The organism is Mycobacterium malmoense (assembly GCF_019645855.1).
Taxonomy (GTDB): Bacteria; Actinomycetota; Actinomycetes; order Mycobacteriales; family Mycobacteriaceae; genus Mycobacterium; species Mycobacterium malmoense.
Map to the genome: position 1 here is coordinate 721,713 of NZ_CP080999.1, position 14,419 is coordinate 736,131.

Sequence of the window (14,419 nt, forward strand, 5' to 3'; positions counted from 1 at the left end):
GGGCTCAGTCCAGCAGGCGCCGCCTCATCGCCTCGGCCACCGCCGCGCCGCGGTCGGACACCCCGAGTTTTTCGTAGAGGTTTTGGACATGGGTGCGCACGGTGGTCGGTGCCAGGTGAAGTCGCTGTGCCATCTGCGGCACCGACAGGCCCTCGGCGATCATCCGCACTACCTCCAATTCCCGCGGCGACAGCAGCGACGCCTCCCCGCGGGCGCGCTGGTGGACCTCGCCGGCCAGGCCGCTGGCCAACTGGGCCGGAACATATCTTTCGCCCCGGGCGCATCGGGTCACCGCGACGGCGATCTCCTCACGGTCGGATTCCTTGGTCAGATACCCGCTGGCCCCCGCGGCCAGCGCTTGGTAGACCAGCGCCGCGTCGTCGAACGCGGACAACACGATGACGCGCGTCGGCAGCCCGTCACGTTCGACGGCATGGACCAGGTCGAGCCCGTCCAGGCCGGGCATCTTGTAGTCCACCAGCGCCACGTCGGGGCGGTGTTCACGGATGGCCGCCAAAGCGGCCCGACCGTCGGCGGCCTCGGCGACGACCCGGATGGTGCCGGTTTCCTTCAGCGCACGCACGACCCCCTCCCGGTACACCGGATGGTCATCACTGACCACCACAGTTACATGGGCCGTGGGCCTGGTCATCGTGGGCTCCCGCCGTCCGCGGGCCGGGATTGTGTCCCGGCTGAGGGCGATTATGGCATCCCGGGGCGCCGCGGTACCGCGGATCGACGGCCAAAATGCGGCGCTTCTCCTCCGATTGGAGGATGTGGCGCCCTCGGCCCGGGGGACGCGACGTTCATCCCTCGGTAGGGCTGATCGGCCGACTGACACCGGCGCACCGTCACGGCACGGTAGGTATGTCCCCCTTCACGTTTAAGCCCTTCGAGGAAGATCAATGTTTTCCCTGACCGTGCAACCAGAAGCGGTGGCGTCCGCGGCGGCCGACTTGCATCGTCTCGGCTCCGCGTTGCGCGCCGGTAATGCGCTCGCTGCCGCCCCGACGACCGGAGCGGCTCCTGCCGCCGCCGATATGGTGTCCGCCCTGACGGCCGCACAATTCGTCGCGCATGCCGGCATGTATCAGGCGGTCGCCGCTCAGGCGGCGGCGGTTCATGACTCGCTGGTGACAACGCTGCGGGCCAGTGCCGGTTCCTATGACATGACCGAGGCCGCCAACGCGGTGGCCACCGGCTGAGCGGCAGCGAGTCAGCGATGGATTTCGGAGCGTTACCCCCGGAAGTCAATTCGGCGCGGATGTATTCCGGACCCGGTCCGGGGACGATGCTGGCCGCGGGGGTGGCATGGGACCAATTGGCCACCGAGTTGCGTTTGGCGGCAACTCATTACGGGTCGGTGGTGTCGGATCTGACGACCGGGCCGTGGCGGGGCTCGTCGTCGGTGTCGATGGCGGCCGCGGCCGCTTCACAGGTCGGGTGGCTGAATGCCGTTGCCGCGCAGGCAGAGGGGACGGCCGGGCAGGCGTGGGCCGCGGTGTCCGCGTACGAAGCGGCACTGGGAATGACGGTGCCCCCGCCGGTGATCGCGGCGAATCGCGCGCAGTTGATGTCGTTGGTAGCCACCAACTTCCTGGGCCAGAACACCCCGGCGATCGCGGCTACCGAGGCCCACTACGCGCAAATGTGGGCACAGGACGCTGCCGCCATGTATACGTATGCGGGCGCGTCGGCGGCCGCGACGCGGTTGTCACCGTTCACCGGACCGCCGCAAGCGGTGGCCGTCTCTCAGGCGGCCGCCCTGCCTCGGCTACTGTCCTCGGTGCCCACCGTGTTGCAGACACTCGCGTCGCCGCTTGCGTCGTCTGAAAACCCGCTCCTCGAAACGGGTTACATGCTGGAGGCGATGATGGCAATCAGCTCATCCACGTCAATCGCGAGCTCGTTGACCGGGATGGTCCGGGTGGCGACCATGCCGGCCGGGCTGGTGACCAACGTGGCCTCGTCGTTAGGTTCGGCACTGCAAGGCGGTCTGGCCGGGGCGGCGGCAGGCTCGGCGAACCTCGGCGGAGCGGTGTCGGCGAATCTGGGCCGGGCCGCGTCGCTCGGCGCGTTGTCCGTGCCACCGAGTTGGGCGATGAACGCCGCACCCGCGATCGGCCCTGCCGCACCGCTCGGCGGCGGTGTCGAATCCGCCACCGGGTTAGGGGCCTTCGCGCCGGGAGGTCTGTTAGGCGGGCTGCCCCTGGCTATGCGCGCGCGCAATGTGCGCGGTGGTCCGCGCATCGAACAAGGTCGCTCGGTGATTCCGCGCACGGTTTTCGCCGGATAGCGGGAGGTGGAGGGCGCCTCAGCGAACAGGCCCGACCGACTTACGTACGAGAACCGTCGATTGACGCGGGTGTGGCCGCTAGGCCCGGCAGAGAAGAGGTGGCAGATGGATAACCGACGACCGCGAATCACGGTGGTGGTCGCCGACGACCACAACGTTTTTCGGCGCGGTGTGGTACGAGCGTTGAACGGCAGCGAGGATCTGGAGGTTGTCGGCGAGGTCGGTGACGGTCACGCCGCCCTCAGGGCGATACGTGACTTGAGGCCAACCGTGGCGCTGCTCGATTACCGAATGCCCGGGCTGGACGGGCTCGAGGTGCTAAGTGCGGTCGCGGGCGAACGGTTGCCGACACGGGTTCTGCTGCTCAGCGCCTTCGACGACGACCCGTTGGCGCGTAGGGCGTTGCTCCAAGGTGCCTGCGGCTATCTCAACAAGGAGTCTGACCGAAGCGAGATCGTCAGGGCGGTCATCAAGTGTGCGGCCGGCGCGCGATAACCGGGGCCAAGCGGCCTCATATCGCGTCGGGCGCTGCTAAGGCTCGTTTACGGAGTTGTGTGGCAAGCTCGGCGTGTCGGGTCGCGGAGCCGCCGTCGCTGAGGAGAAGCCACCTTGACCGATACGTGGGCCCGATGGTGTCGCGGCAGCGAGGTGTGATCGGAATGGGTGCCAACGATTTCGACCGGGTCCGCCAGATACATCAGTTGAGTGCACTGAAGATCGTGTCGGCGCTTCGGGTGGGCCTGGTCGTCATCATGTTTATCGCGATCCATGTTGGGGTGACGCCGCACTGGCGGGCACAGCTCGTCTTGTCGAGCGTCTACGCTGCGGTGGCCGCGTTCGCGTTGGTGGTCGCCTTCTTTCCGGTTGGGCTGTCGGGGGCGGCGCGAAGGCTGCAACTGATCTTCGCGATCATCGATGTCACCGCCGTGTTGGGCTACAAGTTGCTGTCACCGGCCGGCGCGTATCTGCCGTTGATGGTGATGGCGCTGCTTCCGCTGATGTTGATGCTCGATGTGTCATTCAGGCGAGCCGCCGTGCTGCTCACCGTCGCCGTGGTCGCGTTTGCCGTCGCGGTCTACGCCGACCGAGTGCTGCTGCATGCCATCAGCTGGGGCAGGCCGACGCTGACCGTCTTGATGTATGCATTCTTGTGCTCTACGGCGCTATTGGCGGTTTACTTACAAGTCAGGCATGTCAATGAGATTGCGGCGCTGAGTGTTTCGCGCGAACAGTTGCTCGCCCAGACCATGACCGCATCCGACGAGCAGCAGCGGAAGGTGTCGGAGTTCATTCACGACGGGCCGCTTCAATACGTACTGGCGGCTCGCCAGGACATCTCGGAATACGCCAAGGCGCAACCGGACGAGCGGCTGGAGCACGCCTTGGCCAGTCTCAAGAACGCGTCGGAGCAATTGCGGGAAGCCACCTTTGAACTTCACCCGGCCGTCCTGGAGCACGCCGGACTGTCGGCGGCCGTCCGAAAGTTGGCTTCCGCCACGGCTCAGCGGTCGGGCATCCCGGTGACCACCGACATCGACTATCCGGCGGCGAATGCGGTCGACCCCCTGGTATTCGGGGTCGTGCGTGAATTGCTCTCCAACGTCGTACGTCATTCCCGGGCGACCGAGGCGAATGTGACGCTGAAGCTCGTCGGCCAGGCCTGTCATCTCGACGTGGTCGACAACGGCGTGGGCATCTCCGCCGAGGTGGCAGCGGAGAAACTCGCGCAGGGCCACATCGGGTTGGCGTCGCACCGGGCGCGTGTCGAAGCGGCGGGCGGCGCGATGCGGCTCGTCGATACGCCGGCGGGAACGCATATCAGTGTGGTGGTGCGGTTGCGCCCCGCGCCGTAGCCACCGGCGAGCAGACGCAGAGTCGCACAATTCCGCGCGGCGGAATGCGATTCCGCGTCTGCTCGCGCCGGAAAATTACTGCACCCAGTGATTGTCGTGGCGGACGAACCACTCCCGGCGTTCGTCGTCGGTCATGTCGGCCAGCGCGGCGAAACCTTCGAAGTAGGCCTCTCGCGGCGCACCCGGTGCGAAGAGCATCAGGATCGACGCCGGTTCGTTCGCCTCGTTGCGGAACCCGTGGACGCCGCCGGGCGGAACGTAGAGGAAATCGCCCTGATGGCCGTCGGCCCATTGGACGCCGTCGTAGAGCTTCATCGTCCCGGACAGCACGAAGAACGCCTCCGACATCGCGCGGTGAAAGTGGGCCGGAGGCCCGCCGCCGGCGGGCGGAATGTCTACCCGGTAGAGGCCGTAGTCGCCGTCGGTGGCCTGCTGATTGGCCAGGTAGTGGTACTTGACCCCGGAGGTCTCATAGTCCGGCGGCGAGTCGGCCCGCTTGAGCCAGGCGCTGATCTCCGGCTCGTCCTTGGTGTAGCGGGGCGGCGGATAGGGCGGCACGACGAGGGACATACCTCCAGTGTGGCCCGCCGGATCGTCAGCCGACGGGGTACACCACCCCGGTGAGCTCCTCGGAGACGGCCCACAACCGGCGCTGCAACTCCGCATCGTGGGACCTGTCGCTCGACTCCACCACCTTGGGGTAGCCGCGAACCTCGCCGGGTCTTCCGGGTCCGAAGTACTGGCCGCCCAGCACGGCGGGGTCGGTGGCGGCGCGCAGCGTCGGCAGCGCGCCGGCGGCCGCGTCCTGCGTGATGAGGGGTTCGACCACGGAAAAGACGCGCGCAAGCGGCGCGGGCAGGTTGCGGGTCAGCTCGGTCCGCGAGCCGCCGGGATGGGCGGCCACGGCGATCGTCGTCCCACGCGGGGCAAGCCGTCGCTGCAGTTCGTAGGTGAACAACAGGTTGGCCAGCTTGGATTGCCCGTAGGCCCCCACCCGGCTGTAACGGCGTTCCCATTGCAGGTCGTCGAAATGAATGTCGGCGCGGATGCGGTGGCCGATGCTGCTGACCGTCACGACCCGCGATCCGGCGACGGGCAAAAGCCGATCCAGCAGCAGGCCGGTGAAGGCGAAGTGGCCGAGGTGGTTGGTGCCGAACTGCAGCTCGAAGCCGTCCTTGGTGGTCGACTTCGGCGTCCACATCACCCCCGCGTTGTTGACCAGCAGGTCGATGCGGTCGTGCTCGGACCGTAACTGGTCCGCCGCGGCGCGGATGGACCCCAGGGACGTCAGGTCCAGCTCCTGCAGCGAGACCTCGGCGTGTGGGCTCTGGGCGGTGATCCGCGCGGCGGCGTCCTTGCCCTTGTCGAGATTGCGCACGGCCAGCACCACGCGGGCCCCGCGCTCGGCGAGCGCCAAGGCGGTCTCGTACCCCAGGCCGGTGTTGGCCCCGGTGATGATGGCGACGCGACCCGACTGGTCGGGAATGTCCGATGTGGTCCACTTGGCCATGGGAAGCTCCTACAATCGATAAGCGGGGCGAGCGCTCCGGTTGATTGCAGACTATACGGAACGCACGCCCCGCTTTGCAATGTCAGGTGGTGTCGAGATGGCGCAACCCGCACGGCCGCTGCGCGCCGACGCGGCACGCAACCGTGCGCGCGTCCTCGACGTCGCCTATGAAAGCTTTGCGGCCGAAGGCCTTTCGGTGCCGATCGATGAGATCGCCCGGCGCGCCGGGGTCGGCGCCGGCACCGTCTACCGGCACTTCCCGACGAAGGACGCGCTGTTTCAGGCGGTCATCGAGAGCCGGATGCAGCGCCTCGTCGACGACGCGGACGCCCTGCTGAAATCCGAAGGGCCCGGTGAAGCGCTCTTCACCTTCCTGCGCTCGGTCGTGTTGCATTGGGGTGCGAGGGACCGTGGCCTGGTCGACGCGCTGGCCGGGATCGGCATAGACATCGCAAACGCCGCACCCGAGGCCGAGGATGCCTTCCTTGCCGTGCTCGGCGAGCTGCTGCGTGCCGCGCAAAAAGCGGGCACCGCGCGCCAAGACATCGGTGCGCGGGAAGTCAAGGCAATCCTGGTCGGATGCCAGGCGATGGAGGCCTACGCCTCGGCGTTGGCCGAGCGGGTGACCGACGTCGTCGTCGACGGTTTGCGCGCGGGACGGTAGCGACCGCCTCGTCGAGGAGTGTCCGAGCGTAACGTCACTGCGAATCCGCCGGCAGAAAATCGCAATGGCGTTACGCCCGCGAACTCGGCCCGCCGCCGTGCGGCACGCATCGTTGCCGGGCGACCTTGCACTCGGCATAGGCGAGTGCTAAGAATGACGTTGGCACTCGCGACTGGTGAGTGCTAGGTCGGGACGGTGAGGCCCAGCCCAAAAAGGTTGTGTCGTCCGTCGCGGGCACTGCACCCGGCCAGCGTAAGTAATGGGGTGGCCCTCACCCGGCGACCCGTTTCATTCCCAATCCGGAGGAATCACTTCGCAATGGCCAAGACAATTGCGTACGACGAAGAGGCCCGTCGCGGCCTCGAGCGGGGCCTGAATGCCCTCGCCGACGCGGTAAAGGTCACGTTGGGGCCCAAGGGCCGCAACGTCGTCCTGGAGAAGAAGTGGGGTGCCCCCACGATCACCAACGATGGCGTGTCCATCGCCAAGGAGATCGAGCTGGAGGACCCGTACGAGAAGATCGGCGCCGAGCTGGTCAAGGAAGTCGCCAAGAAGACCGACGACGTGGCCGGTGACGGCACGACGACGGCCACCGTGCTGGCGCAGGCGCTGGTCAAAGAGGGCCTGCGCAACGTCGCGGCCGGTGCCAACCCGCTCAGCCTCAAGCGCGGCATCGAGAAGGCGGTCGAGAAGGTCACCGAGACCCTGCTCAAGTCGGCCAAGGAGGTCGAGACCAAGGAGCAGATCGCCGCGACCGCCGCGATCTCGGCGGGCGACCAGTCGATCGGTGACCTGATCGCCGAGGCGATGGACAAGGTCGGCAACGAGGGCGTCATCACCGTCGAGGAGTCCAACACCTTCGGCCTGCAGCTCGAGCTCACCGAGGGCATGCGGTTCGACAAGGGCTACATCTCGGGCTACTTCGTCACCGACCCCGAGCGTCAGGAAGCGGTCCTGGAGGACCCCTACATCCTGCTGGTCAGCTCCAAGGTGTCGACGGTCAAGGACCTGCTGCCGCTGCTGGAGAAGGTCATTCAGGCCGGCAAGCCGCTGCTGATCATCGCCGAGGACGTCGAGGGCGAGGCGCTCTCCACCCTGGTCGTCAACAAGATCCGCGGCACCTTCAAGTCGGTGGCCGTCAAGGCCCCCGGTTTCGGTGACCGCCGCAAGGCGATGCTGCAGGACATGGCGATCCTCACCGGTGGTCAGGTGATCAGCGAAGAGGTCGGCCTGACGCTGGAGAACGCCGACGTGAGCCTGCTGGGCAAGGCCCGCAAGGTGGTCATCACGAAGGACGAGACCACCATCGTCGAGGGCGCCGGTGACCCGGACGCCATCGCCGGCCGGGTGGCCCAGATCCGCACCGAGATCGAGAACAGCGACTCCGACTACGACCGCGAGAAGCTGCAGGAGCGCCTGGCCAAGCTGGCCGGCGGTGTTGCGGTGATCAAGGCCGGCGCCGCCACCGAGGTGGAGCTCAAGGAGCGCAAGCACCGCATCGAGGACGCGGTGCGCAACGCCAAGGCGGCCGTCGAGGAGGGCATCGTCGCCGGTGGCGGCGTGGCCCTGCTGCACTCGGCCCCGGCCCTGGACGAGCTGAAGCTCACCGGTGACGAGGCGACCGGCGCCAACATCGTCAAGGTGGCGCTGGAGGCTCCGCTGAAGCAGATCGCCTTCAACTCCGGGCTGGAGCCCGGCGTCGTCGCCGAGAAGGTCCGCAACTCACCCGCCGGTACCGGCCTGAACGCGGCCACCGGTGTGTACGAGGACCTGCTGAAGGCCGGCGTTGCCGACCCGGTCAAGGTGACCCGTTCGGCGCTGCAGAACGCGGCGTCCATCGCGGGGCTGTTCCTGACGACCGAGGCCGTCGTCGCCGACAAGCCGGAGAAGGCGGCCGCTCCCGCGGGCGACCCGACCGGCGGCATGGGCGGCATGGACTTCTAGTCCTAGAACGAAAAAGCCCGGTTCCCCTTGGGGGCCGGGCTTTTTCGTGTGTGCTAGGCCGGCTCCGAGAACACCACGCAGTCGTGCAGGCAGCCTTTGGCCGCCGCGGGGGAGTCGGCTTCGCGGTGCAGCAGCGCACGGGTGGGCACGACCCCCAGGGCGACGGTCTCCGAATCGGCTTCGATTATTTCGGCCGTGCCGTCGACAATCAGCGAGTAGCCACCGGGCTCGCGCGGCGGCCACAGCAGGGTGACGTCGCGGCGGTGGGCCAGGTTTTTCCGCGTGCGACCGCCGATGAGCCCGACGTCGATCAGCGCCTCGGGGCCGTCCGGGAGGTCACGCAACCGCGGCTCGACCGTCACGGTGTGCACGCGGTAGCCGTCGTCGACGGTGATCAGGTAAGCGAACGGGTAGTCGGTAAGAGCGGCGGCGAGCCGCTTGACGTCCACCTTCTTCTTCGCGCGCATGGTTTCGAGAATATTCGAGAACCGCGGCCGGGCGGCGGCGCTAGTCGGGCAAGACCGGCTGCCGGGTGCCCGGGGTGCCCGGGCCGCGGTCGCCCCTATTGAAGAAGCCCGAGCTGGGAATGCCCGAGTCGCGGCCGGGTGTGCCCCGGACGCCCGCGTCGTTGCTGTTGGTGGAGAAGAAGCCCGTGGGACCGGTCGTCGTGGTTCGCAGGGCCGGCGGGGTGGGGGTGGGGCCACCGGCCGCGCTGGCGGCATGCGCGCCGGCAATGGCGCCCGCGTCGGCCGGGGCGGCGAGGGCCGCGTTGGCCGACGCGGCGTTGAGCAAGCCCGGGGTCGCCACACCCGGGTTGAAGCCGCCGGTGCTTGCACCGACCGAGTTGAGCAGGCCCGAGCTGAGGTTGGCCGCGCCAACGCCGCCCGTGACGTAGCTGCCGGAGTTGAGCATGCCCGCTCCTTGGCCGCTCTGGCTGCCCATGCCGTTGTCGAGGAAAAAGCCCGTATTGCCGGCGCCGTTGTTGAAGAAGCCGGTGTTGGAATTGCCCGAGTTTCCGATGCCGATGTTTCCGTTGCCGGAGTTGAAGAAGCCGATGTTGCCGGTGCCGGAGTTGAACAAGCCGATGTTGCCGCTGCCCGAGTTGAAGCTGCCGAAGCCGATCTGGTTGTTGCCGGTCAACCCGATTCCGAAATCGTTGTTGCCGGTATTGCCGAAGCCGATGTTGTTGCTGCCCTGGTTGCCCAAACCGATGTTGCCGCTGCCCGAGTTGCCGGAGCCGACATTCTGGCTGCCGGTGTTCCCGAAGCCGAGGTTGGAATTGCCCGAGCCGAAGAGGTTGAAGCTGAGGTGGCCGTTGTTGAAGCTGATACCGAGCTTCTCCAGGAGCTGCTGCCAGGGCGCCAATTGCGCGGCGGCCGCCGACGCGTCGGCGTGGTAGCCGAACATCGCCGCCACGTCCGATGCCCACATTTGCTCGTACGCGGCCTCGGTGTCCATGATCGCCGGGGCGTTGAGCCCGAACCAGTTCGTGGCCGACAGCGCCTGCACTAGGGCGCGATTGGCCGCCACCACCGCCGGCTGGATCGTGGCCGCCAGCGCCGACTCGAACGCGGCCGCGATGGCCGACGCCTGGCCGGCGGCCTGCTCCGCCTGCGCCGCCGCCCCGCTGAGCCAGCTCACATACTGCGTCGCGACGGACATCATCGCTGCCGCCGACGCACCCTGCCATGAACCGTTGGCCAGGTCAGACGTCACCGAGAAAAACGACGACGCCGACGACGCCAGATCCTCGGCCAGCGCGTCCCACGCCGCCGCCGCAGCAAGCAGCGGCGCCGCTCCAGGACCGGCGAAGATTAGTGCCGAGTTGATCTCAGGCGGCAACCACGCAAAATGCGGGCTTGTCACTGACCCAACTTAACCGGGAGGGGCCGCCCTTCGTGGCGTTATCGGGCGGCTACGGGGATTGGTTGGCGACCACGGACCAACTTGCCGGGACGGGCATCGGTGGGCACCCCGCCTTCGGCGATTACTTCGCCCGACACGATCGTTGCGACGTACCCATCGGCGGTCTGGTCCAGGCGACGCCCGCCCGCCGGCAGGTCATAACTGATCACCGGCTTGTGTAGCCGCAGCGCGGCGTGATCGATGACATTGAGGTCGGCCTTGTACCCGACGGCAATGCGGCCCCGGTCGCCCAGCCCGGCCACGCGGGCCGGCACGGACGTCAGCTCGCGGACGGCGTCGGGCACCGAGAACCGCCCGGACTTCCGGTCGCGCGCCCAGTGCGCCAGAAAATACGTTGAGTAGCTGGCGTCGCAAATCATCCCGTAATGGGCGCCGCCGTCGCCGAGCCCGAGCACCACGTCGTCGCGGTGCAGCAGTTTGCCCACGGTGTCCAGCGAGTTGTTCTCCAGGTTGCTGGTCGTGACCAGCAGCATGGCGCGGCCGTCGTCGTCGAGCAGCCGGTCGTAGGCCTCCTCCATCGGGTCCACGCCGCGGGCCCGCGCCCGGGCCCCGACGCTGGTCGACGGGTCGGGCTCGTAGTTGGGCTCGTCGCCGAGCGGGAAGATCCAGTCCCAGGCCTGCGCCACGTACAGGATCGGATGCCCGACGCCGGGCTTGTCGGCCAGGATGCGGGCCCGGACCTCGGGCTTGCGCATCTCGGCGACGCGCTCCGCCAGCGGCAGGTGCGCGATCTCGCGGTAGCTGGGGTAGAGGACGAACGGGTTGGCGGACAGTTGCAGCCCGATGATCAGCCCGATCGGGCGTGGCAGCAGCTGCGCGGTGATTCGTGGATCGCCCGCGCCGGCCCTTGAATTCGCCTTCTCGATCATGGTGATGGCGTCCGGCCACGTCGGGTCGCCGGCGTTGGCGACGACCAACGTGAAGGTGACCGGCAGACCGACGTCCTCGGCGACGTCGAACACCGTCTGCAGCACGGGCTGGTAGCCACCGGCGGGAATGTCGGGCACGAACTGGAGCAGGCCGCCCCCGCCGTCCACGACACCGCGGGCGATCTCTTCGATCTCCTCCCGGGCGGCGTCGTAACTCGGTATCGGAGAACCACTTTCGGTCTTGTGGATCATCAGCCGCGACGACGCAAACCCCAGCGCCCCGACCTCGATCGCCTCCTTGGCCAGCGCCCGCATCTTTGCGAGGTCCTCGGCGGTGGCCGGCTCGCGCTCGGCGCCGCGCTCACCCATCACGTAGACCCGCAGCGGCGAATGCGGAAGGTAGGCGGCCACGTCGATGTCCCGCCTGCCCGCCTCCAGCGCGTCCAGGTATTCGGGGAAGGTTTCCCAGGTCCACGGCAGGCCGTCGGTCATGACGACGCCGGGAATGTCCTCGACCCCGGCCATCACGTCGACGAGCACGTCGTGGTCTTCCTGGCGGCACGGCGCGAAGCCGACCCCACAGTTGCCCATCACCACCGTGGTCACCCCGTGCGCCGACGACGGCGTCAGCCGCTCCGACCAGATGGACTGGCCGTCGTAGTGGGTGTGCAGGTCGACGAAGCCGGGCGTGACCAGCAGCCCGGTGGCGTCGATCTCGCGTTTGGCGGATTCTCCGTTCATGTGACCGACGGCCGCTACCTTTTTGATGACGCCGTCTTGCACCGCGACGTCGCCGACGTACGGCTCACCCCCCAGCCCGTCGACGATGATGCCATTGCGGATGAGGAGGTCGTAGGTCATCTAACTAATCTACGACCGCCTCGGTGGGTCGTGCCAGGATCTTTTCATGATCGACCACATCGGAATCACTTGCGCCGACTACCAGAAATCGCAGGAGTTTTACGATGCCGTGCTGGGCGTTTTGGGGTTCTCGCGACAGCTGGATTTTGGCCGCGCTATCGGGTATGGCCGGGACGGCAAGCCATCGTTCTGGATCGCTGATGGTTCTGCCGGCTCCGGCATGGGTCCCGGTCGCGAAGTCCACCTGGCGTTCGGGGCCGCGGACGAGAACGCGGTGTGGGCCTTCCACGAGGTGGCGGTCGGGCTGGGCGCCGAGTCGTTGCATGCGCCGCGCCTGTGGCCCGAGTACCACCCCGGGTACTTCGGCGCCTTCGTGCGCGACCCCGACGGCAACAACGTCGAGTCGGTCTGGCATGGCGGGGAGCGTAGCGTCGCGAATATGGCCAGCACCGACGCCGCCGCGCAGGAGTTACTCCGCGACTCGTTCACCCGGTTGATCGAACACGTCGACGAGCTCACCGACGGCCTGACCGACGCGATATCCAATTACCGTCCGGTCCCGAACGCCAACAGCATCGCCTGGCTGATCTGGCACAGCGCCCGGGTGCAGGACATTCAGCTGGCCGACGTGGCCGGGGTCGAGCAGGTGTGGAGCCGCGACGGCTGGGTGGACCAGTTCGGGTTGGACCTGCCGCGCAACGACAGCGGCTACGGGCATGGCCCCGAGCAAGTCGCGAAGGTGAAGGCGCCCGCCGACCTGCTGTCCGGCTACTACCACGCGGTGCACAAGCTGACCCTGGAATACATCGCCACCGTTACCGCCGACGAGCTGGCCCGCGTCGTGGACACCCACTGGGACCCGCCCGTGACGGCCAGCGCACGCCTGGTGAGCATCGTCGATGACTGCGCCCAGCACCTCGGGCAGGCCGCCTACGTGCGGGGGATCGCCCAGTAGGTTTTCGGCCGTGCGATTCGTGATGACGGCGGTGTTGTGGCTGGCCACCACGGTTGCGCTGGCAGTGGCCGTTCCGGCGGCATGGGCGCAGATAAACGTCATCAACGCCGATGGCTACGCGGCGCAGGCGCAGAAGGCCGCGGGCGATCCCGCCCTGCAGTCCGCCGTGGCGGCCGAACTCACCACCCGGGCTATGGCGCTGATCGCCGCACACGGCGGGGCGCGTTATGCGGTCGACGGCTCGGAGGTGCACGACGCCGCGAGCGCCTTCACGGCCGGCCCGTCGTTTCCGCCGTTGTTCGCCGAGGCGAACCGGGCGGCGCATGATTGGTTGTTTACTGGCGCCGGGTCCGGCGATTCGTGGGTGGTCGATGTGGCGCCGATGCTCAAAGATGGCTCTTTTCAACAGATTTTGAGCCGCTACAACGTGACGGTGCCCGCGAATTTGACGGTTTCGGTGCCTTTGGCGTCGCAGCCGTTGCGGCAGGGGCAACTGAGCCGGCTCGCAACCTGGGGTCCCCGGGTGAGCATCGGTGCGGCAGCCTTGAGCGGCCTGTGCGCGCTGCTGACGCTGGCCGCCGCGCGCCGCCGCGGCAAGGCCCTGACCAGCCTCGGCATCTCGGCGCTGCTGGTCGGGGCTGCCGGCTGGGCGGGCATCGAGGTCGGTGGCCGGTATGTCCTCGACGCGCTCAATCGCACCACCGGCGACATCCGCGGGATCGCCGAGGTGATGGTGGGCCACGCCGAGGCCAGCCTGCGCCAATGGCTCGATTGGACGCTGGTCGCCGGCGTTGGTCTGGTGGTTTTCGGCGTGCTCGTCGCGATGCTGGGCAGCCTTTTCAAAAGGTCGCCGTGACGAGGGTTGGCCGCTCAAAAAGACTGGGCCCCTGGTGAACTGGCTCGTGCTTTTCGGCGGGTAAGCGTCGCTGTTACACCCACCTTGCCTGCGGTGTCGGCAATGCCCGGAGCGCTTGGGTTGAGCGCGGCACCGTCACGCACACAGGGCGTATCGGTGGTTAGCAGCCGGGGCAATGATGCCGCCCGAGAATTCGATGCAATATGCGCTATCACATTTGCGATGAGAAGGTGACCGGTGCGATGAGGCAAAGGCCGCGCGTTAATCCCGTTTGTCGCATCGGCAACTCGCTGGCCGGCAATAGGCGATGTGCCCGGCTCATAGCGACAGCCAACCATGCTTGTCGCTATTAGGCGGGCAGAAAAATAGGTGCTCCCGACGCCGAGACGCGAGTGACACATGTGATCACCACGACGTGTCCGACGCGGCCCGCCTGTTCACGCCGGCACCGGATCCCCGTTTTGTGGCGACGGGTAGCACACAAAGGAATGAGGTTGCACACGAGCATATTTCGTTCAGGTCGGGATATACTCAGGCCTGACGGCGTGAAGCACGCGGGTCGATCACCGTCCCCGACGACTCCCATAGCGTGCTCGCGGGCCCGGGCCTGGTGCACAGACCACGGACCGACAATCTTCGCTGACTTTGCTGGCACTGGGCCCCTCGAAAGATTTCCGCCCGCGAA

At 67.5% G+C, this 14,419-nt stretch carries 14 protein-coding genes and 1 pseudogene; 9 read left to right on the forward strand and 6 right to left on the reverse strand.

What is annotated here, in order from left to right:
- Window positions 1-4: 4 nt before the first annotated feature.
- Window positions 5-652 (reverse strand): response regulator, encoded by a 648-nt coding sequence (locus tag K3U93_RS03295; RefSeq protein WP_071509778.1) that lies wholly within the window; start codon window positions 650-652, stop codon window positions 5-7.
- 253 nt (window positions 653-905) lie between these two features.
- On the opposite strand from K3U93_RS03295, the gene K3U93_RS03300 reads away from it, so the two are divergent.
- The 4 genes from K3U93_RS03300 (at window position 906) to K3U93_RS03315 (ending at window position 4,149) form a co-directional block, all read left to right on the forward strand.
- Window positions 906-1,205, forward strand: coding sequence for a PE family protein (locus K3U93_RS03300; RefSeq protein WP_071509777.1), 300 nt, complete (start codon window positions 906-908; stop codon window positions 1,203-1,205).
- A gap of 17 nt (window positions 1,206-1,222) precedes the next feature.
- Entirely contained in the window at window positions 1,223-2,296 is a 1,074-nt protein-coding gene (locus K3U93_RS03305; protein ID WP_071509776.1) for a PPE family protein, read from the forward strand.
- A gap of 105 nt (window positions 2,297-2,401) precedes the next feature.
- Window positions 2,402-2,791 (forward strand): response regulator, encoded by a 390-nt coding sequence (locus K3U93_RS03310; protein ID WP_083009190.1) that lies wholly within the window; start codon window positions 2,402-2,404, stop codon window positions 2,789-2,791.
- Window positions 2,792-2,946: 155 nt separating this feature from the next.
- Window positions 2,947-4,149 (forward strand): sensor histidine kinase, encoded by a 1,203-nt coding sequence (locus tag K3U93_RS03315; RefSeq protein WP_420915397.1) that lies wholly within the window; start codon window positions 2,947-2,949, stop codon window positions 4,147-4,149.
- Between the two features lie 75 nt (window positions 4,150-4,224).
- Here K3U93_RS03315 and K3U93_RS03320 read toward each other — a convergent pair whose 3' ends face one another.
- On the reverse strand, window positions 4,225-4,719 hold the full coding sequence (locus tag K3U93_RS03320; protein WP_071509774.1) for a cupin domain-containing protein: 495 nt from the start codon (window positions 4,717-4,719) through the stop codon (window positions 4,225-4,227).
- Window positions 4,720-4,744: 25 nt separating this feature from the next.
- Window positions 4,745-5,659 carry an SDR family NAD(P)-dependent oxidoreductase gene (locus K3U93_RS03325; RefSeq protein WP_071509773.1) on the reverse strand — a complete coding sequence of 305 codons (915 nt, stop codon included), beginning with the start codon at window positions 5,657-5,659 and terminating at the stop codon, window positions 4,745-4,747.
- 97 nt (window positions 5,660-5,756) lie between these two features.
- Here K3U93_RS03325 and K3U93_RS03330 point away from each other — a divergent pair, with 97 nt between their 5' ends.
- The gene (locus K3U93_RS03330) at window positions 5,757-6,323 is read left to right on the forward strand and encodes a TetR/AcrR family transcriptional regulator (RefSeq protein ID WP_071509802.1); all 567 of its coding nucleotides are present in this window, start codon (window positions 5,757-5,759) and stop codon (window positions 6,321-6,323) included.
- A 318-nt stretch (window positions 6,324-6,641) separates the two neighbouring features.
- Window positions 6,642-8,267 (forward strand): chaperonin GroEL, encoded by a 1,626-nt coding sequence (gene groL, locus K3U93_RS03335; RefSeq protein ID WP_071509772.1) that lies wholly within the window; start codon window positions 6,642-6,644, stop codon window positions 8,265-8,267.
- A 53-nt stretch (window positions 8,268-8,320) separates the two neighbouring features.
- Here groL and K3U93_RS03340 read toward each other — a convergent pair whose 3' ends face one another.
- The 3 genes from K3U93_RS03340 to K3U93_RS03350 are packed head-to-tail and all read right to left on the reverse strand — an operon-like array spanning window position 8,321 to window position 11,923.
- On the reverse strand, window positions 8,321-8,734 hold the full coding sequence (locus K3U93_RS03340; protein WP_071509771.1) for a hypothetical protein: 414 nt from the start codon (window positions 8,732-8,734) through the stop codon (window positions 8,321-8,323).
- Window positions 8,735-8,774: 40 nt separating this feature from the next.
- On the reverse strand, window positions 8,775-10,133 hold the full coding sequence (locus tag K3U93_RS03345) for a PPE family protein (RefSeq protein WP_071509770.1): 1,359 nt from the start codon (window positions 10,131-10,133) through the stop codon (window positions 8,775-8,777).
- 38 nt (window positions 10,134-10,171) lie between these two features.
- Window positions 10,172-11,923, reverse strand: a complete 1,752-nt coding sequence (locus K3U93_RS03350) for an N-acyl-D-amino-acid deacylase family protein (protein ID WP_071509769.1) — start codon at window positions 11,921-11,923, stop codon at window positions 10,172-10,174.
- A gap of 46 nt (window positions 11,924-11,969) precedes the next feature.
- Here K3U93_RS03350 and K3U93_RS03355 point away from each other — a divergent pair.
- The 3 genes and pseudogenes from K3U93_RS03355 to K3U93_RS03365 form a co-directional block, all read left to right on the forward strand.
- Window positions 11,970-12,341 (forward strand): annotated as a pseudogene (locus K3U93_RS03355) (VOC family protein); the annotation flags it as partial.
- Window positions 12,342-12,362: 21 nt separating this feature from the next.
- Window positions 12,363-12,878 (forward strand): mycothiol transferase, encoded by a 516-nt coding sequence (locus K3U93_RS03360; protein ID WP_071509801.1) that lies wholly within the window; start codon window positions 12,363-12,365, stop codon window positions 12,876-12,878.
- A gap of 22 nt (window positions 12,879-12,900) precedes the next feature.
- A complete protein-coding gene (locus tag K3U93_RS03365; RefSeq protein ID WP_420915398.1) occupies window positions 12,901-13,734 on the forward strand; it encodes a hypothetical protein in 834 nt (277 codons plus the stop codon).
- Window positions 13,735-14,419 lie beyond the last annotated feature (685 nt).

Coding starts and splice junctions, on each gene's coding strand:
- K3U93_RS03295 (WP_071509778.1), bottom strand. CDS start 652: ATGACCAGGCCCACGGCCCATGTAACTGTGGTGGTCAGTGATGACCAT.
- K3U93_RS03300 (WP_071509777.1), top strand. CDS start 906: ATGTTTTCCCTGACCGTGCAACCAGAAGCGGTGGCGTCCGCGGCGGCC.
- K3U93_RS03305 (WP_071509776.1), top strand. CDS start 1,223: ATGGATTTCGGAGCGTTACCCCCGGAAGTCAATTCGGCGCGGATGTAT.
- K3U93_RS03310 (WP_083009190.1), top strand. CDS start 2,402: ATGGATAACCGACGACCGCGAATCACGGTGGTGGTCGCCGACGACCAC.
- K3U93_RS03320 (WP_071509774.1), bottom strand. CDS start 4,719: ATGTCCCTCGTCGTGCCGCCCTATCCGCCGCCCCGCTACACCAAGGAC.
- K3U93_RS03325 (WP_071509773.1), bottom strand. CDS start 5,659: ATGGCCAAGTGGACCACATCGGACATTCCCGACCAGTCGGGTCGCGTC.
- K3U93_RS03330 (WP_071509802.1), top strand. CDS start 5,757: ATGGCGCAACCCGCACGGCCGCTGCGCGCCGACGCGGCACGCAACCGT.
- groL (WP_071509772.1), top strand. CDS start 6,642: ATGGCCAAGACAATTGCGTACGACGAAGAGGCCCGTCGCGGCCTCGAG.
- K3U93_RS03340 (WP_071509771.1), bottom strand. CDS start 8,734: ATGCGCGCGAAGAAGAAGGTGGACGTCAAGCGGCTCGCCGCCGCTCTT.
- K3U93_RS03350 (WP_071509769.1), bottom strand. CDS start 11,923: ATGACCTACGACCTCCTCATCCGCAATGGCATCATCGTCGACGGGCTG.
- K3U93_RS03360 (WP_071509801.1), top strand. CDS start 12,363: ATGGCCAGCACCGACGCCGCCGCGCAGGAGTTACTCCGCGACTCGTTC.
- K3U93_RS03365 (WP_420915398.1), top strand. CDS start 12,901: ATGACGGCGGTGTTGTGGCTGGCCACCACGGTTGCGCTGGCAGTGGCC.